Annotated in this window: 13 protein-coding genes; 9 read left to right on the top strand and 4 right to left on the bottom strand. The window is 69.5% G+C overall.

All coding sequences use genetic code 11. From position 1 onward, the window contains the following. Positions 1–19: 19 nt before the first annotated feature. From K340_RS27610 to K340_RS0105240, 3 genes are read left to right on the top strand one after another with little or no spacing between them, the layout of a single operon-like run. Positions 20–1,372 (top strand): cysteine desulfurase, encoded by a 1,353-nt coding sequence (locus tag K340_RS27610; RefSeq protein ID WP_051265117.1) that lies wholly within the window; start codon positions 20–22, stop codon positions 1,370–1,372. Then, entirely contained in the window at positions 1,369–1,860 is a 492-nt protein-coding gene (gene sufU / locus K340_RS27605) for a Fe-S cluster assembly sulfur transfer protein SufU (protein WP_051265115.1), read from the top strand. The genes K340_RS27610 and sufU overlap by 4 nt, the downstream gene beginning before the upstream one ends. Then, complete coding sequence (locus K340_RS0105240; protein WP_029135956.1) at positions 1,857–2,270, top strand: metal-sulfur cluster assembly factor; 414 nt, start codon at positions 1,857–1,859, stop codon at positions 2,268–2,270. Before sufU ends, K340_RS0105240 begins: the two co-directional genes overlap by 4 nt. Before the next feature lie 128 nt (positions 2,271–2,398). Here K340_RS0105240 and K340_RS0105235 read toward each other — a convergent pair whose 3' ends face one another. Next, complete coding sequence (locus K340_RS0105235; protein WP_029135955.1) at positions 2,399–3,403, bottom strand: type IV toxin-antitoxin system AbiEi family antitoxin domain-containing protein; 1,005 nt, start codon at positions 3,401–3,403, stop codon at positions 2,399–2,401. Between the two features lie 247 nt (positions 3,404–3,650). On the opposite strand from K340_RS0105235, the gene K340_RS0105230 reads away from it, so the two are divergent. The 4 genes from K340_RS0105230 (at position 3,651) to K340_RS0105215 (ending at position 9,505) form a co-directional block, all read left to right on the top strand. Continuing rightward, entirely contained in the window at positions 3,651–5,207 is a 1,557-nt protein-coding gene (locus K340_RS0105230; protein WP_029135954.1) for a deoxyguanosinetriphosphate triphosphohydrolase family protein, read from the top strand. Between the two features lie 28 nt (positions 5,208–5,235). Then, positions 5,236–5,898, top strand: coding sequence for an acVLRF1 family peptidyl-tRNA hydrolase (locus tag K340_RS0105225; protein ID WP_029135953.1), 663 nt, complete (start codon positions 5,236–5,238; stop codon positions 5,896–5,898). Positions 5,899–6,110: 212 nt separating this feature from the next. After that, a complete protein-coding gene (locus tag K340_RS27600) occupies positions 6,111–6,935 on the top strand; it encodes an ABC transporter ATP-binding protein (RefSeq protein WP_051265112.1) in 825 nt (274 codons plus the stop codon). Further along, positions 6,932–9,505, top strand: a complete 2,574-nt coding sequence (locus K340_RS0105215; protein WP_029135952.1) for an ABC transporter permease — start codon at positions 6,932–6,934, stop codon at positions 9,503–9,505. The genes K340_RS27600 and K340_RS0105215 overlap by 4 nt, the downstream gene beginning before the upstream one ends. A 36-nt stretch (positions 9,506–9,541) precedes the next feature. Here the strand turns inward: K340_RS0105215 and K340_RS0105210 are convergent, their stop codons facing one another. The 3 genes from K340_RS0105210 to K340_RS0105200 are packed head-to-tail and all read right to left on the bottom strand — an operon-like array spanning position 9,542 to position 13,148. Then, positions 9,542–11,959, bottom strand: coding sequence for an ABC transporter permease family protein (locus K340_RS0105210; protein ID WP_029135951.1), 2,418 nt, complete (start codon positions 11,957–11,959; stop codon positions 9,542–9,544). Continuing rightward, on the bottom strand, positions 11,956–12,627 hold the full coding sequence (locus K340_RS0105205) for an ABC transporter ATP-binding protein (RefSeq protein WP_037362688.1): 672 nt from the start codon (positions 12,625–12,627) through the stop codon (positions 11,956–11,958). Before K340_RS0105205 ends, K340_RS0105210 begins: the two co-directional genes overlap by 4 nt. After that, on the bottom strand, positions 12,624–13,148 hold the full coding sequence (locus K340_RS0105200; RefSeq protein ID WP_029135949.1) for a PadR family transcriptional regulator: 525 nt from the start codon (positions 13,146–13,148) through the stop codon (positions 12,624–12,626). Before K340_RS0105200 ends, K340_RS0105205 begins: the two co-directional genes overlap by 4 nt. A 476-nt stretch (positions 13,149–13,624) precedes the next feature. On the opposite strand from K340_RS0105200, the gene K340_RS37445 reads away from it, so the two are divergent. Both K340_RS37445 and K340_RS0105185 read left to right on the top strand, forming a co-directional pair. Then, positions 13,625–16,627, top strand: coding sequence for a helix-turn-helix transcriptional regulator (locus K340_RS37445; protein ID WP_051265110.1), 3,003 nt, complete (start codon positions 13,625–13,627; stop codon positions 16,625–16,627). A gap of 102 nt (positions 16,628–16,729) precedes the next feature. Beyond that, on the top strand, positions 16,730–18,361 hold the full coding sequence (locus tag K340_RS0105185) for an ABC-F family ATP-binding cassette domain-containing protein (protein WP_029135947.1): 1,632 nt from the start codon (positions 16,730–16,732) through the stop codon (positions 18,359–18,361). The last annotated feature ends 83 nt before the right edge of the window (positions 18,362–18,444 follow it).

Below are 18,444 nucleotides of genomic sequence, written 5' to 3'. Positions count from 1 at the left end.
CTCAAAGAAGCGGACCGTGATGACGAACAGCCAGCACCAGCGCACCGGCGACCGGGCCGGCGTCGTCGACGCCGTCGAGTTCGCCCGGCTGCGGGAAGACTTCCCGATCCTGGATCGCACGATCCGGGACGGGAAGCCGTTGGTGTACCTGGATTCCGGTGCCACCTCGCAGCGTCCTGTGTGTGTGCTGGATGCCGAGCAGGAGTTCGTCACCGGGCACTACGGGGCGGTCTCGCGCAGTTCGCATCAGCTCGCCGAGGAAGCCACCGACTTCTATGAGGGCGCACGGTCGAAGATCGCCGGCTTCGTCGGCGCCGGTCGTCCGGAGCAGATCGCCTTCACCAAGAACGCCACCGAAGCGCTGAACCTGGTGGCGTACGCCTTCTCCAACTCCGCCGGATACGGTGCCCCGGCCGACCCGTCATCGCCGTTCGCGCTCGGACCCGGCGACGAGGTCGTCGTCACCGAGATGGAACACCATGCCAATCTCGTCCCGTGGCAAGAACTGTGCCGCCGGACCGGGGCGACCCTGCGCTGGATCCCGCTCGGCGACGACTACCGGCTCGACCTGTCCACCCTGGACGAGATCGTCACCCGTAGCACGAAGGTGCTGGCGTTCACTCACCAGTCGAACGTGCTCGGCACGGTCAACCCCGTCGACCTGCTGGTCGCCGCCGCCCGCAGGGTCGGTGCGCTGGTGGTGCTCGACGCCTGTCAGTCGGTGCCGCACCAGGGCGTCGACCTGGCGGCGCTCGACGTTGATTTCGCGGCCTTCTCCGGTCATAAGATGTTGGGCCCCACGGGGATCGGGGTGCTGTACGGGCGCTACGAGTTGCTGGCGCAGATGCCGCCGTTCCTGACCGGTGGCTCGATGATCGAACAGGTCTTCATGGACCACACCACGTACGCGGCACCGCCGCAACGGTTCGAGGCCGGCACTCCGGTGGTGACCCAGGCGGTGGCACTCGGCGCGGCGGTCGACTATCTGACCGACGTCGGCATGCCCGCCATCGCCCGACACGAGGCCGAACTCACCGGACTTGCGTTGCAGGAACTCGGTCGACTGCCGGGGGTTCGGCTGATCGGCCCGGCCGATCTGACCGATCGCGGGGGAGCGGTGTCGTTCGATGTCGAAGGGGTGCACGCGCACGACGTCGGGCAGATCCTGGACGACGCCGGCGTCGAGGTGCGGGTCGGGCATCACTGCGCCTGGCCGTTGCACCGGCGCTACGGCCTGGCCGCGACCGTCCGGGCGTCGTTCGCGTTGTACAACACGGCAGACGAGGTCGGGGCCCTGGTGGATGCCGTGAAGGACAGCCAGCGGTTCTTCCTCGGAGCCGGCACCACCGCGGCTGGGGGGCGGGCGTCGTGAAGCTGGATCAGCTGTACCAGGAGATCATTCTCGATCACTACCGCGCGCCGCACCATCGGGGTTTGCGCGAGCCGTTCCAGGCGCAGGTGCACCACGTGAACCCGGTGTGCGGCGACGAGGTGACGTTGCGGGTGCGACTCGCCGACGCCTCGGACGCCGGTTCGGTAGTGCGCGATGTGTCGTACGACTCGCTCGGCTGTTCGATCTCGCAGGCCGCCACGTCGGTGATGACGGACCTGGTGATCGGCCGCACCCTGCCGGAAGCCTTCGCGGTGCTGGACGAATTCACCGAGATGGTCACCAGCAGGGGCACAATCGAGGGTGACGAGGAAGCACTCGGCGACGGTGTGGCGTTCGCCGGTGTGGCGAAGTACCCGGCCAGGGTGAAGTGCGCGCTGCTCGGGTGGATGGCGTTCAAGGACGCCGCCAGCAGCGCCGTCGGCGGTACCGAAGTAGTGGGCAGCAACGACGAAGGAGCACAGCGATGAGCGAGACCAGCACCGAGAGCCCGATCGACGAGCGCGCCGGCCGCAGTGCGGCCGACCTGGACGCCGCCGAGGCCGCGCCGGCCGCTGGCGCCGACGTCGCGGCCCTTGACGATGTGCTCGAGGCGATGCGCGACGTGGTCGATCCCGAGCTCGGCATCAACATCGTCGACCTTGGCCTGGTGTACGACGTGGTGGTCGACTCGGCCAACACCGCGACCATCGACATGACCCTGACCAGCGCTGCCTGCCCGCTGACCGACATGATCGAGGATCAGGTCCGGGCCGCCCTGGTCGACGGCGGCATCGTCGACGAGTTCCGGATCAACTGGGTCTGGATGCCGCCGTGGGACCTGACCAAGATCACCGACGACGGCCGCGACCAACTCCGCGCCCTCGGCTTCTCCATCTGACCCCGGCCCCTGCGTCCTGATCCGGGCGCTTATCAACTTCGCAGGCGCTTGCGAAAGTGCCGAGTTTGTGGCGGCTGTGACGAGAGTGTGCAAATTCGCAAGCGCCGCGGCGGCCGGTGACGGCAGGATCAGACGACGCTGAACTGGCGCGGCGGATCGAGCGACCAGCAGGTGGGGATCGGTCTGCCGCGTTGGGCCTTTGCCGCCCGGTCCGCGAGTCGAACGATCGCCGGCCGGCGGTACAGACCCATCGGCATGTCGTATCTCTCAACGGCAAATCCCTTGGATCGCAACCAACTCTCGCGAACGATCTGCCGACGCAGCTGTTCGTGGGCATCGGCACGGTTGTTCAGCTTGAGTGCGCCGTCTGCTTCCAGCACCACACCGCTGTCCGCGATCAGATGGTCGACTCGGTAGGTCGTATTGCCGTCCGAGATCCAGACATTCGACAACGGCGCGGGCAGCCCCGCCTCCAGGAACGCCAGCCGTCCCAACGACTCTGTCGGTGACTCCACTCTCAGGTCGCCGTTCTCGACCGCCCAGATTGCCTGCTCGATTCCCGGATAGGTCTGCAGATCCGTCAGCAGCCGATCAAGGCGTTCACGATGAGTTCCGGCATGAAGCACGGCGTCGACGACAGCCAGCGCCTCGGCCGGGATGCTGTGCCGTGCGACGTCTATCGCGGCGTACGACGTGCTGACGATTCCGACTCGATCCTGCTGCCAACGGTGTGCGGTGGGAAGCACACCGGTCCGGACGCGAGCGTGTGGACCGAAGTTGGTGCCGCTGCTGGTAGGTCGGGTCCGGATCGCGATCGGCAGATCCGGAGGGGAGGTGAAGACCGGCAGGCCGAAGATCGCCTGTGCGGACGCTCCGGTGAGGAAGACGTGGGGGGCAGCCGTCAGGCCGAAGGCAAGAGAGCGCAGACGGAACTGCCCCCATTTGTCCGTCGCGTCCCAGCTCTCCCGGGTGACGAACGCGCTCTTGCTCAGTCGGAGAATCGTTCCGGCGTCCTCGACGCGCCGAACGCACCCGACCGGGACTCCGCAGGCGACCGCGTCTCGGGTGGTGATCACCTCGCCGTGGCGCTGGAAGATCTGGGCGACTTTGGCTCGGTCGGTGTGAATCGTCATTGATTCAGGCTGGTCACCACCACGCTCGGGGAACAGGGCCTCCTCGATGCTGTGGACAGGTCGGAGCAGGCACCAGCCGATGTGGACAACTCGGGGCGTATTCGCGTGGTCTGTGATTCGGACGGGATCTACGGGGTCTACCGGCCCCCGCGCTTCCGAAACCAAGCGATTTGTGGCGGGTGGGGCAGAAGTCGACACGTTGGCAAGCGCAAGCGAAGATGATAAGCGGCGGGATAGGTTGCGAAGCGTGGATGCGCGACTGCAGCGACGGAGCCCGGAGGGCCGTGACGACCGGACCGGTGCCGGGCACCCCTTGACGGCCGCCACCGAGGGCGCCTTCCGGGATGATCTGGAGCGGATCAGGTTCTCGCCGTATTTCTCCCGGCTGGCGGCGGTCACCCAGGTGGTGTCGCCGGGCGCGCTGGGCAATGTGGTCAACAATCGGCTGACGCACACCGTGAAGGTGACCGCGGTGGCCAGGGCCATCGCCGTCGGGGTCAATCGCAGCGACGACGCCCGCCTGGCCGCAGAGCTCGGCGGCTGCGACCCGGTGGTGGTGCAGGCCGCGGCGTCCGCCCACGATCTCGGCCACCCGCCGTTCGGCCACCTCGGCGAACGGATCCTGGACCGGCTGGCCCGCTCGAGGTTCGGGCTCGCCGACGGGTTCGAGGGGAATGCCCAGACCTTTCGGATCCTCACCGAACTGGATGTGCACGGCGACACGGCGGAGGGGCTGAACCTGACCGCGGCGGTCCGGGCGGCCGTGTTGAAGTACCCGTGGGCCAGGCTCGGTGCGCCGACGCCACATCCGATCGACGCCGAGCCGACGCCGAAGGGTGCCGGCCGGGCACCGGACGCACCGGGGTCGGGCAAGTATTCGGCCTACCTGCTGGACGTGCCCGAGATGGACGAGGCGCTCGCCGCCTACCCGAGGATCACTCCGTTCCGGCAGACCGTCGAGTGTTCGGTGATGGACGTCGCCGACGACATCGCCTATTCGCTCCACGATCTGGACGACTTCCACCGGGCCGGTGTCCTGCAGCACGCCGCCATCTCTGCGGAGTTCCGGACCTGGATCAAGGACCGGGTCGAACTCGCCGGAGCGGGCCAGCGGGAGCTGATCGCCGACGAGCGCAATCCCGGCCGCAGCCTGGAGCTGCTGCGCCGCAGGCTCTTGCACAAGGACGACTGGCTGTTCGACGACGAGGTGTTCGCCACCGCGGTCGGCCGGGTCGCCGGAGATCTGGTCGAGGGGTTGCTCGGAGTTCCCTTCGACTCGTCGATGTCGGCCGAGCGTGCCGTCCAGGCGTTCACCGGATCCTGGATCGCCCACCTGGAGGAATCCATTGTGGTGCAGCCGGATCCGCATCCGCGGTCGGCACATGTCACCCTGGACCGGCAGGCCTGGCACGAGGTCGCGGTGCTCAAATTCGTCCACCAGCGGTTCGTCCTGGACCGACCGGACCTGGCGATGTTCCAGCGGGGTCAGGCGCACCTGCTCGCCAGCCTGGTCTCCGGCTTCGAATCCTGGCTCACCGACACCGCCGACGCCGCCCGGGCGCCACGTCGGCTGATCGACCTGGTAGACCTGGCCACCCGCGGATACCTGGAACTGCGTGCTGCCCGCCCGGAACTTCTGGTCGGCCCGACCGGCGAGATCACCACCAGCGCCGACGATCTGGTCCGGCTGGGCCGCGGTCGCGGCATCATCGACTACATCGCATCCTTCACCGATGACGAAGCGGTGCGGGCGGGGTCGACATTGTCCGGGGGTTCCGCCCGGCTCTGGGGCGGGGCACTGTGAGCCGGCACGCAGGCGAGCGAGGAGCACCGTGACTCGACGGGGAGCGCGGCCGGCCGCCGGCGGCGGCCGGGTGGTCGAGGTGTCTCCGGACCGGTTGTCCGGCTGGGTGAACCGGTTCGCCGCCAGAAACAACGGGCTGACGAACGTCACCGCCGACGACGGCGGGGTGAGCATCGTCGGGGGTGACGGAACCACCGCCCGGATCGACGTGCCGTTCGCCCCGATGGCGCTCGGCGACCGGGAGCCGATCGAGGCCGTGCTCGACCATCTGGCGGGCATCGGTGCGATCGGGCTGATCCTGGTCAGGGCCGGCGCGCACTCGGTCGGAATCTGCCGGGACCGGAAGGTCACCGTTTCGTCCACCGACACCCACTACGTGCAGGGACGCACCGCCGCCGGTGGCTGGTCGCAACAGCGATACGCCCGACGCCGTGGCAATCAACTCACCGCGGCGCAACAGGAGACCGCCGAGGCCGCGGCCCGGGTGCTCAGCACCACCGCCGTCGCCGCCCTGATCGTCGGCGGCGATCTCAAGAGCATCGTCGCGGTCCTGGACGATCCTCGGCTTGCCGAGCTGAAGACCCTGCCGCGCAGGGAGTTCCGGGACATTGCCGAGCCACGGCGAGCCGTCCTGGACGAGGTCGCCGGCCGGAGCCTGGACGTGTCGATCACCGTTCGCGACGTGACTTGAACAGCCAGGCTCGGCGGTCCGGCGCGGCGCCCGGTTGGCCCGGCGCGGCTCGGATGTCCAGGTAGCACCACCCCGGATTCGGGGTCTACGGGCCTCGGCGCGGGCCTGTCGCGGTCCTAGCGTTATTGGTACGGCAGTTGGCTGCCGTGCCCACCACCACGGGCCGCTATCGGGACTCCGGTGCGGACCCCGGCCCACCAAGGGGAACCATCATGCGCAGTCGGACAACCGACGAACCTGCCGGCCGAACCGCGGCGAAAGCCGTAGTGCTGCAAGGAATCGGCAAGACCTACGGGCGCGGCCGTCGCACCGTGACCGCCCTGGATTCCGTCGATCTCGCGTTCGCCCGGGGCAGTTTCACCGCGGTGATGGGCCCATCGGGATCCGGCAAGAGCACCCTGCTGCACTGCGCGGCCGGGCTCGACCGGCCGTCCGGCGGTGAGGTGTTGCTGGACGGGATCCGGCTCTCCGACATGCGGGAGAAGGACCTCACCGTGCTGCGTCGGGAGCGGCTCGGCTTCGTCTTCCAGTCCTTCAATCTGCTGCCGGCGCTGACGACTGCGCAGAACGTGGCGCTGCCGCTGCGGCTGGCCGGCCGGCGGACCGACCGGCCGAGGCTGGCAGCGGTGCTGGCGTCGGTGGGACTGGCCGACCAGGCGGACCGCCGGCCGGCGGAGCTCTCCGGCGGGCAACAGCAACGGGTGGCGATTGCCAGGACCCTGATCACCGAGCCGGCGGTGATCTTCGCCGATGAGCCGACCGGTGCGCTCGATACCCGTTCCGCTGCCGAGGTGCTCACCCTGCTGACCCAGGTGGTCAGGGGCGCCGGGCGCACGGTGGTGATGGTGACCCACGATCCGGTGGCGGCGTCGTACGCGGATCGCGTGGTCTTCCTGGCCGACGGGCGGGTGGCCGATGAGCTCTTCGCCCCCACTGCCGACGCCATCGCCGACCGGATGGTGCATCTGGGTGCCTGGGCGGCGCCCGGGTTGCAGCAGGCCGACCCGCTGCTGCCCGCCGCCGGCGGTGCTCGATGATCCGGCTCGCCCTGCGATCGTTGCGGTTCCGGCCGGCCAGCGCGATCGGTACCTTCATTGCCATCTTCTTCGGCGCCACCGTGGTCTTTGCCTTCGGCGCGTTGATGGAGACCGGCATTCGCGGCGACGTCGCGCCGCAGCGGTTGGCCGCGGCCGGCGTCGTGGTCACCGGGCACCAGCAGTTCGAGATACCGGACAGTCCACCCGGTTCCGCCGATGACGACGACACGGAGACCGCGACGCTCCCGGAGACGGTCAGGATCTCCGACGACCTGCTGGCGCCGATCGCCGGCGTGCCAGGGGTCCGCGCCGCGATCGGTGACGTGTCCTTCGCCGCCACCGTGATCCGTGACGGCGATCCGGTGGATACCCGCCGGATCCTTGGCCACACCTTCGGTTCGGCCGAGCTGGCGCCCTACCGGCTGACCGCCGGGGTGGCCCCGCGGGGAGCGGGCGAGATCGCCGTCGACGACCAGGTTCCCGGCGCCGGCGTCGGCGCGCGGGTCACCGTGCTGGTCGGTGGGGTAGCGCGACAGTACCGGGTGAGCGGCATCCTGGCGGCGCCACAGCCCACCCGTGACGGTGCGGTGTTCTTCTCGGATCCGGTTGCCCGTCAGCTGTCCGGGCATCCCGGTAGTTGGGACTCGATCGGGGTTCTGACGGATCCACCGGCCGATCCGGCAGCCCTTGAGCAGATCGCCCGGGCTATCGCCGCCGCCACCCATGGCACCGCCACCACGCTCACCGGCAATCACCGAGGCCTGGCGGAGTTCCGTGAAACCCTGGGCGCCAGCGGCAATCTCGTCGTGGTCTCCGCGGTAGCCGGCGGCAACGCGATCGCCGTCGCGGCCTTCGTCATCGTCGCGACCCTGGCGCTGGCGATGCAGCAGCGCCGTCGCGAGCTGGCGCTGTTGCGCGCGATCGGGACCACCCCGCGTCAGCTCCGCAGGTTGGTGGTCGGCGAGGCGGCGGCGATCGCCGCGGTGGCCGCTGCCGTCGGCTGGCTACCCGGAAGATGGCTGGCGCAGTGGCTGTTCGACCAGCTCGCAGCTCACGAGGTGGTCCCGGCGGTGTTGACCTTCCGGGCGGGTTGGATCCCGATCGTCGTCGCGGTGGGCGCCGCCGTGCTGACCGCGGTGCTGGCCGCCACCGTGGTTGCCCGAAGGGTCGCGGTGGTCCGGCCGACCGAGGCCCTCGCCGACGCGGGAGAGCCGCGACACTGGCTGACGAAGCCCCGATTCGTGCTCGCCGGCCTGGCGTTCGCCGGTGGCACCGCACTGATCATCGTCACCCTGACGGTGTTCGACGGCCCGATCGCGGCGAGTACCGCCGGACCGTCGGTGTTCCTGTGGGCGCTCGGGATGGCGATGGTGTCGCCGGGTTCCACCAAGCTGATGACCCGGCTGGTGCAATGGCCGGTCCGAATGTTCAGTGGCGGCAGTGGTTATCTCGCCGTGGTCAACAGCAAGGCAAGGCCGATCCGGGTGGCTGGTGCCGTCACCCCGATCATGCTGGCCACCGGCCTGGCGACAGCGATGATCTACCTGCAGACCACCACGGCCGACGTCGAGCAGCGGGCGTTCGCCGACTCGCTGCGCGCCGACGCGGTCATCACCTCGACGACCGGCGGGTTGGCGCCGGACCTGCTGGGTCGGGTCTCGGCGCTGCCCGAGGTCGGCGGGGCGTCGGAACTGGTGACCAGTACGGTCTTCCTGCAGAGCCCGAACTACCGGGGACAGGACGAGGACGGGATCCAGGCGCAAGGTGTCACGGCCGGTGCCGCGGACTCGGTGGTCAGCGCGACCGCGATGGCGGGTTCGCTGGACGCGCTGCGCGGCAACACCGTTGCGGTGCCGGAGTCGATCGCGGTCGCCTCCGGTCTCGCAGTCGGGAGCACGGCGGCCGTGCGGTTCGGCGACGGCACCGACCTGCAGCTGACGGTGGTGGCGGTCATGAAGGATCTGTCGTACCGGGACACCCTGGTGTTCCCGGCGGACCTGCTGGCCTCGCACACCTCGGCCGGCCTTGCCGGCCAGATCCTGATGCGTGCTGCCGCCGGAACGGACGGGGCAGCGCTGGAACGCGCCGTGCGCGATCTGCTGGACGGCGCCCCGGGGCTGACGATCGGCGACAAGGGGGCGTTGATCGGCGCGCATCACGAGCAGCAGCAGGTGGGCGCCTGGGTGCAGTACCTGATCCTCGGCGTGCTGACGATCTACACCGTGCTGTCGGTGGTCAACTCGATGATCATTTCGACCGCACGGCGGCGCCGTGAGTTCGGTCTGCAACGGCTCACCGGATCCAGCCGCGGACAGGTGCTGCGGATGATCGCGGTCGAGGCCCTGTTGGTGGCGGTGATCGGCATCGTGCTCGGCACCGCAGTGTCGGCCTCGACGCTGGTCCCGTTCAGTCTGCTGACGAAGGGAACACTGCTGCCGACCGGACCGATCGCCATCTACCTGACGATCGTCGGCTCCGCCTTCGCGTTGGCGATGCTGTCGATGGTGCTGCCGGCCTGGCGGGTGACCAGCGGCCGGCCGGCCGCAGCCGCGCTCGCAGATTCGGACTGATTCCGACTGATCCCGGCTGGGAGCACGGACATGCGCTCACTCGGTGCGCAGCGCGCTGGGCCTGGTCAGCCGTCGCAGGGCCGGCAAGGTTGCGGCGTTGATCGCGGCGACGAGCGCCAGGGTGGCCACCGAGAGGCCGAGCAGGCCCATCGGGTTCAGTCGCAGATCGGTGCGCAGCAAGGGATTCAACGCGAAGGTGATGCCGATGCCGATCGCATCTGCGACCAGCACAGCGACGGCCGCCGGGAGCAGTGCACCGAGCACCGACGCCCTGGCCAGCACGGATCGCGGCACACCGGATGCCACCGCCATGGTGAGCGCCCGCCGACGTTCGGTGATCTGTTCGACCGCGAGCACCAACATGCTGAGCACCGCCACCAGCAGGATCAGTGCGCCGCCGATCAACAGGCCGGTCCGGGCTGTCGTCATCAGCTGGCCCAGATGTGTCAGTCCGCCGCCGACGCCGAACATGCTGTCGTCGACCTGCCAGCCGTAGCCGGCCAACGAGTTCCGCACCCGGTCGAAGCCGGCGTCGTCCATTCCACGGGTGTCGATGGCGACGCGTAGCCAGGCGTCGTCCCTCAGGAGTGCGGGGGCGGCGGGGATCAGGGCCCCCGGCGTCAGATAGAGGCGAGAAATGCCGTCCGTGGTCGCGGCAGCCGACCGGATGGTGTCAGGTAACGACAGTGTCAGGGCTTGGTCCGACCCGAGATCACCGTCGCTGCCCGCAAATGTGAGCTGCGAACCCGGCTCGGGCGGAGAGCCGGGAACGTCGCCGACGACCCGGACCACATCGCCGTCGCGACAACCAGTCAGCGTCGACAACTGTCGCAGCGCAGCGCAATCGGCAATCGCTACCGGCAGATCTGATCCCGGAGACAGGGAGGCGTCCAGCATCGACCACGCCGCTACCCGGGCGGTGCCCGCTTCCGCCTGCGCTCGGTGTTGGATCGTCGGCAACTCGCCGACAGCGGCATGGATGAACAGGTAGCTGTTGCCGTCTCCGGCCGGCCCGGCGCTCTCGGTGTTCTCACCGACCCGGGCTCCGGTGTAGGCCAGCAATGGCAACAGCGTCACCGCAGCGCAGAGCACCACTGCCAGTCCGCTGACGGATCGCGCGGCGGTTCCGCTGTCGGCCCGGACACCGCGGACGGCCAGCTGCCAACCGATCCCACTGGTCGGCAGGATGCGGGACAGCTTCTCGACCAGGTACGGAGCCAGGACCGGAACGCAGATCATCGCGAGGGCGACGCCGGGAACGAAGCGCACCGCCAGACTGTCACCGCCGCCGATCTGGCCCGACCCCTTGGACGCGACGAGCAGGGCCGCTCCGGCGAAGAGCACCAGGAGCATCCGCCACCACCAGCGCCGCGGTGTCTGCCGACCGGACCTGCGGACGCCGAGCGGCTCTACCGCGGCCCGCCGTTGACCGGCCGACACCGAAACCACGGCCAACGCCGGCACCAGCACCACGATCAGCGCCGCGAGCATCGGGTCGGGAACGAGGTCGGCGGCGAAGAAACCGGCGCCGCCCAACGACAGTGAGCCGGCAAAGGCTCGGAGCAACAGATACCCGCCAGCACCGACGGCCAGCCCGGCTACGCCGGCGATCATCGCCTCCGCCGCGGCGAACCGCCGTACCTGGATCGCAGTCGCACCGACCAACCGGATCGCCGCCAGCCGCCGGATCCTGGCCGGCCCGCCGATCCGGCTGGCGATGGAGATGAAGACCAGTAGCGGGACGACCAGGATCGCGATACCGGTGACCACCACGGCTTTGTCGACGTCGCTGAACCCCTGGTCCGGCGTAGAAAGCGCCGGATTTGTGCCCCAGCCGACGGCCGACGTGGCATCGGACAGCGGTCCGGCGCTCGGTGCGATGCCCCGGTAGAACAACAGGCTCCGAGGGGCCGGCAACCCGGCGGGTCCGATGGTGCCGATCACCCGATCGGCCAACCGCGGCCGCAACCCGGCACCCTGCTCGGAGGCGAGCAGATCCGCCAGCGCCGGGGAGATCACCAGCTGGCCGGGACCCGGCAGCGCAGCCACTCCCGGCGGCGGGGTGGCCCGCACCGTGAGCGCGGCGATGCTGTACCCGATCGCCAGGTTCGGACCGGAGTTCAGCTCTTCCCGATGTACCTCCATGGTCGGGGTGTCGGCGGCGGGAGCGCCGTACATGTCGGTGGCGGCGTGAGCCTCGTACACGGTGGTGGGCTGGAGCGCTGACGCTCGTGCCTGGCGCGACCCGGTCGCGGGGCCGATGGTCGCAGCCATCAACAGCAGCAGGACACACGCCCCGAGAGCAAAAGCCATCAGCCCCAGCCTGATCCAGGAGGCGCGGCCGGCCCCGACAGCCAGCCGCGCCCCCAGGGCCAGGTCCGACGTCAGCCCGCGAATACCCCTCGACGTCGCGGGCAGGGGCCGGGCGGAGGTCCGTTGATCGGTGCTCGTCATGCCGCGTTCGCGGCGTCCGCGGTGCGCCCGTCGCGGACGATCACCTCTCGATCGGAATAGGCGGCGACCCGCGGCTCGTGGGTCACCAGCACCAGCGCTGCCCCGGAACCACGAACGGTCGACGACAGCAGCTGCATGACCTTCTCGCCCTGCAGGGTATCCAGAGCGCCGGTCGGTTCGTCGGCGAAAATGATTGCGGGATCGTGGATCAGCGCCCTGGCGATGGCGACCCGCTGGGCCTGGCCACCGGAGACGTCACCGGGTTGCTGCCGACCTGCCTCCTCCACCTCCAACCGCTCCAGCCACACGGTGGCCGTCGCCTCGGCAGTCCGCCGGCCGGTGCCGCCCAGCCGGAGCGGCAGCGCCACATTCTCCAGGCAGGTCAGCTCGGGAACGAGCTGGCCGAACTGGAAGACGAAGCCGAAATCGTCGCGGCGCAGCGCGGAGCGATCACGGTCGGAGAGGCCGCCGAGATCGACCCCGCGGTAGGTCACTGTACCGCCGTCCGGTTGCAAGATCCCCGAAAGGCAATGCAGCAGAGTTGATTTGCCGGATCCGGACGGACCCATCACGGCGACGATCTCGCCGGCGTCGATCGTCAGCCCGGCGCCGCGCAGGGCCTGGGTCGCCCCGAACGACTTGGCCAACCGCGACGCCTGCAGGATCATCGGCCGACCCGCTGTCCGAGCTCGGCCAGCCGGCCGGCAGTGGTTTCCAGCCACTTCAGGTCGGCCTCCAGGTGGAACAGTGCATGATCGCAGATCAACTGGTCGGCGAGGTCACCAGATTGCTTGCGGCGATTGAACTCTCGCATCGACTCCAGATGAACCGCGCGTTGCGCGTCGAGGATCTGGCCGGCATCACGGTGGGACATCAACGCGAGCACCACCTTGGTGTAGAGGGTGTTATGGAGGTATTCCTGCGGGTTCTCCGGAGTGCTGAGCCACGCCGCGACATCCGTCACCCCGGCGTCCGTGATGGCGTACCGCTTGCGTTCCGGACCCTCGCCGGCCTCCGTCCCCTCGACGTCGACCAGACCGTTGCGCAGCAGCCGGGCAAGGGTGGCGTACACCTGCCCGTAGGCCAGCGGTCGTTCGGAGCGAAAGAGTTCGTCGTGGGCGCGTTTGAGGTCATAGCCGTGGGACGGCCCGACCTCCAAGAGACCCAGCAGCGTGCGGGAGACCGACATGACGCCACTATACACACAGTATCTACTCCAGGTGTCTACGCCTTTCGGAGCTACCTCAGGCTGCAGGCGGGGCCCGGATCGGGGCTCGACGGCCGATATCTGAGGTACGGCGGTCGGTGGGATACGGATGGTGTCCGATGCCGCCCGCTACCTCAGCGGCCGAGAGTTGGTGACGTCAACAGATCACCAACGATTCTCCGGTCAGCGCACCGGAGGTCACCGAAGGGTCAGGCGAACATCATGTTCGACGCCATCAACGCAGAAGCGATCTACCGCCGCCAGCAGGTCGCCAGGGATTGGCGACACAGCAGTGGCAGCCGCAATCCGCTCCGCCGGAACCGGGCAACGAGGGAAGTGCCGGATCCCGCCGTCTCCCGGCGCGCGCCGTTGGTCACCCCGGCGCACTGGGGATGATCGGGGGCACGACTGCGCCGGGGACGATTGCAGGCGCAACTACGCCCGGGGCGAAATTCTCGGTGCCACTGTCGGTGGGGCACGAGATGATGGACGACGTGTCCCAGAGTGTGTTCCAGACGCCATTGATCGGCCGTGCCGACGAGCTCGCAGAGCTGCGTCGGCTGGTCGGCGTTGACGAGGAACTGGCGGCCGGTGCGGTGCTGCTGGGCGGCGACGCGGGGGTCGGCAAGACCCGGATTCTGGCGGAACTGCGGGACGCCGCCGTCGTCCAGGGGCGTCGGGCGATGGTTGGGCACTGTGTCGACTTCGGCGACACGGCGCCGCCGTATCTGCCGTTCGCCGAGATGTTCGCCCGGTTGGCCACGGAAGACCCGGACGCCGCGGCCCAGCTCGCGCAACGACATCCGGCGGTGGCCCGGCTGGCGTTCCGCAGCTCGGACGGCGCCGCACCGATCGATCGGGGCGCCCTGGTCGACGACGTGCACTCAGCCCTGAGCGAGCTCGCCCAGGACCGTCCGGTGTTGGTGATCATCGAGGACGCACACTGGGCGGACCGGTCCACCCAGGACATGATCAGCCTGCTGTTCACCCGGGGGTTCGACGTCCCGGTAAGCGTCGTCGTCTCCTACCGGACCGACGATCTGCACCGCCGTCATCCGCTCCGGCAGGCGCTGATCCAGTGGGGCCGGCTCTCCGGCGTACACCGGGTGGCGCTGCCGCCGCTGGCCGACGACGACGTCGAGGAGCTGGTGCAGAGCCTGCACCCGGCGCCGCTGGCGGCCGCGACCGTGCACGGGATCGTGGCCAGGGCCGAAGGCAATGCGTTCTTCGCCGAGGAGCTGGTTGGCGCGGCCGAGGCCGGCCTCGGCCGGGTCCCGGACGATCTGGCCGGACTCATGTTGATCCGGCTGGACAGCCTGGACGACGCGTCCAGGGATGTGGTGCGGGCCGCCTCGGTGTCCGGCCGTCGGGTGACGCATGCGCTGCTGGCGGCCGTCTGTGGCCTCACCGACAGCGAGCTCGAGGCCGCGGTCCGCGGTGCGGTGGAGCGCAACGTGCTGGTGCCGGCGAGGGACGGATACTCGTTCCGGCACGCGTTGCTCGCCGAATCCGTGTACGACGACCTGCTGCCGGGCGAGCGCACCCGGTTGCACGCGGCCTACGTCGCCGTGCTGAAGGAATCGGCGGACGCCGGAAGTTCGGCCGAGCTGGCCAGGCACGCCAGGGCGGCCCAGGACATCGAGACAGCGGTCCGGGCCGGGATCCGGGCCGCCGGCGAGGCGGCCGACGTCGGCGGTCCCGACCAGGCGGCGAAACACTACGAACACGCCATCGAGCAGCTCAACCGGCTACCCGACCTGGCCGCCGAATTCGACCGGACGAGCTTGGTTTCGCAATGGGTCGATGCGCTCACCGCCGCCGGGCAGTCGATGCGGGCGCTGACGGTGGCCAAGCAGCTGGTCGCGGACGTCCCGCCGGAAGCGCCGTCGGCCGAACGGGTCCGGGCCGTTGTGGTGCTGGCCGAGGCGGCGCTGCTCGAGGACAGCTGGCTCGCGTTGGAGACCGCCAAGGACGGACTGGCGCTGATGCCGGAACAACTGACCATCGAGTCCATCGAGAACGGGCATCCAGGGGTGGTGCGGGCGCGGCTGTTGTCGGTACTCGCCCATGCCAGCCTGGCCAACCGCGATCTGGACCGTACGGTCGAGGCCGCCGGTGAGGCGCTGGATCTGGGTGAACGGCTCGGGCTCACCGGGCTGGTCGCCGATGTCACGACAACGTTGGCCAGACTCAAGGAGTACGCCGGAGACCCCCAGTCGTCGGCGCAGTCGTTGGCAGAGATCATCGCGACCGCGCACCAGCGCGGCCACATCACCGCTGAGATTCGCGGTCATCATCAGCTGGGCGGCGTGTATCTGGGGGAGGGCGACCTGCCGATGGCGCTGGCGTCCTACCGGGCCGGAGCGGAACAGGCCGCGGCGGCCGGCCGGCCATGGGCGCCGTACGGCATCGATTCGCGGATGCTGGGCGCTATCACCGCATACATGTCCGGTGATTGGGCGATCGCCGACGAACTCGTTGACCTGGCCGGCACCAACCCGCCGGGGCTGGCCGAGGCCGGACTTTCCTCGGTCGGTCTGCTGCTGGCTGCCGGAAGGGGACAGGCGGCGGCGCTCAACCGACTGCCGGTGATTCGGAAGCGCTGGGGCTTCGACGGCTTGATCACCGTGACGGCGGGGTTCGCCTGCATCGATCTGTACGGCGACTCCGGCGATCTGCCGAGTGCCGTTGCGATCCACGACGAGGTGGTCGCCCAGCTGGACACGATGTGGGGCCACCACGGCTACCTCGCGCTGATCAGGTTGTCCGCCCTGTTGATCGGGCAATTCGGTACCGCGGCCGCAGCCGCCGGTCAGCAGGATCGCGAGGTCTTCCACCGACGCGGGCTGGAGCTGATCGAGACGGCGCGCGAGGTGCTGGCGCAGAACGTCGGGCGCGGCATCCCGGTCGGGCCCGAGGCACACGCCTGGGCCGCCAGGATCGAAGCCGAGTTCGCCAGGTTGAGCTGGATCGCCGGCATCGATCCGCCAGCGCAGGATGTGCTGACCGGGCTGTGGCAGCAGGCGGTCGAACATTTCGCCCGGCTGGGTTGGACGTTCGAGGAGGCCAGGAGCCGCGCGCGGTGGGCGGCCGCGCTCGGCGCGACGGGTTCCGGGCAGGCCGGAGACGTGGTGGCCCCCGCGTTGGAAACTGCCTTGGCGCTCGGCGCCGGCCCGCTACTGACCGAACTGCGCGCTCTGGGCAACGGCACCGCCCGGAAACCACCCGGCCGGGGCCGGCGGGGCGCGGCGGCGAGCACCCGCGCCGACGACGACCTGACCCCCCGCGAGTCGGAGATTCTCGCCTTGGTCGCCCTCGGCCGCAGCAACGGCGAGATCGGCAAGCGGCTGTTCATCAGTACGAAGACGGTGAGCGTGCACGTGTCGAACATCCTGGCAAAGCTCGGCGCCGGCGGCCGCACCGAGGCGGCAGCCATCGGTCGGGAGCGGGGCCTGGTCTGACGGCCCTGCGCCCGGACCGGCGCCCGGGCATGGGCAGGATCACCGCTCGTCGGGACCGATGACGGCGGAAACCGGCTGACCGTCCCGGTAGCATTGGATCACGTGATCACCGCAACCGGCCTCGAACTGCGCGCCGGGACCCGGATCCTGCTCGCCGACACCACGCTGCGCCTCCAGGCGGGCGACCGGGTCGGGCTGGTCGGCCGCAACGGTGCCGGCAAGACCACCACCCTCAAGGTGCTCGCCGGCGAGGGGCAGCCGTATTCCGGGGCCGTCAGCCGCCAGGGCGATCTCGGCTACCTTCCGCAGGATCCGCGGGAGGGCGACCTCACCATGACCGCACGCGACCGGGTGCTCTCGGCACGCGGCCTCGATGTGCTGGCCGCCCAGCTGGAGAAGGTCCAGATCCAGATGGCCGAGCTGGCCGACGGCCCGGCCCGCGATGCCGCCATCGAGAGGTACGGCCGGATCGAGGAGCGGTTCGCCGCCCTCGGTGGCTACGCGGCCGAATCGGAGGCCGGCCGGATCTGCTCCAATCTCGGCCTGCCCGAGCGGGTGCTGCTGCAACAGATGGAGACGCTGTCCGGCGGCCAACGCCGCCGGGTCGAGCTGGCCAGGATCCTGTTCGCCGCAGCCGATTCCGATGGTTCGGGTAGCGCCGGCGGCACCATGCTGCTGCTGGACGAGCCGACCAACCACCTGGACGCCGATTCCATCACCTGGCTCCGCGACTTCCTGAAGAACTACGCCGGGGGACTGATCATCATCAGTCACGATGTCGAACTGCTCGGCGCCGTCGTCAACAAGGTCTGGTTCCTGGATGCGGTCCGCGGTGAGCTGGACTCGTACAACATGAACTGGCAGCGATACCTGGATGCCAGGGCGACCGACGAGCAGCGTCGCCGGCGCGAGCGGGCCAACGCCGAGAAGAAGGCCAGCACGCTGCTGGCGCAGGCGGCGAAGCTCGGCGCCAAGGCCACCAAGGCGACCGCCGCCCACCAGATGGCCCGCCGGGCCGAGCAGATGATGTCGTCGCTGGACGAGATCCGGGTCGCCGACAAGGTGGCCAGGATCAGGTTCCCGTCTCCCGCGCCGTGCGGCCGTACGCCGCTGACGGCCAGTGGCCTGTCGAAATCGTACGGATCCCTGGAGGTGTTCGCCGGGGTGGACCTCGCGGTCGACCGCGGTAGCCGGGTGGTGGTACTGGGGTTCAACGGTGCCGGCAAGACCACGCTGCTGAAGGTGTTGTGCGGCAGGGAGAGTGCGGACACCGGCGAGATCGTGGCCGGCCACGGTCTGCGGTTGGGCTACTACGCCCAGGAACACGACACGCTCGACCTGGATGCGACTGTCTGGGAGAACGTCCGGCACGCGGCGCCGGACGCCGGAGCCCAGGAACTGCGCAACCTGCTGGGTTCGTTCCTGTTCACCGGCGAGCAGTTGGACCAGAAGGCCGGCACGTTGTCCGGCGGCGAGAAGACCCGGCTGGCGCTGGCCGGCCTGGTCTCGTCGGCCGCGAACGTGCTGCTGCTCGACGAGCCGACGAACAACCTCGATCCGGCCAGCCGGGAACAGGTGTTGGACGCGCTCAGCCGGTTCGAGGGGGCCGTGGTGCTGGTGACGCACGACCCCGGTGCGGTGTCTGCCCTCAATCCCGAACGCGTGATTCTGCTGCCGGACGGCACCGAGGACCACTGGTCCGACGACTATTTGGAGCTCGTTGAGCTGGCCTGACCGCTGACCGCGATCGGCGACGGTGCCAGCACTGGCGTGATCGTCCGATGTGCCCGATCATGGACGACGAGGTTTCATCCAGA

It is taken from the genome of Nakamurella lactea DSM 19367 (assembly GCF_000426645.1).
GTDB classification, from domain to species: Bacteria; Actinomycetota; Actinomycetes; order Mycobacteriales; family Nakamurellaceae; genus Nakamurella; species Nakamurella lactea.
Note: the sequence above shows the minus strand (reverse complement) of the source record. Positions and strands in the feature narration are given on the sequence as shown.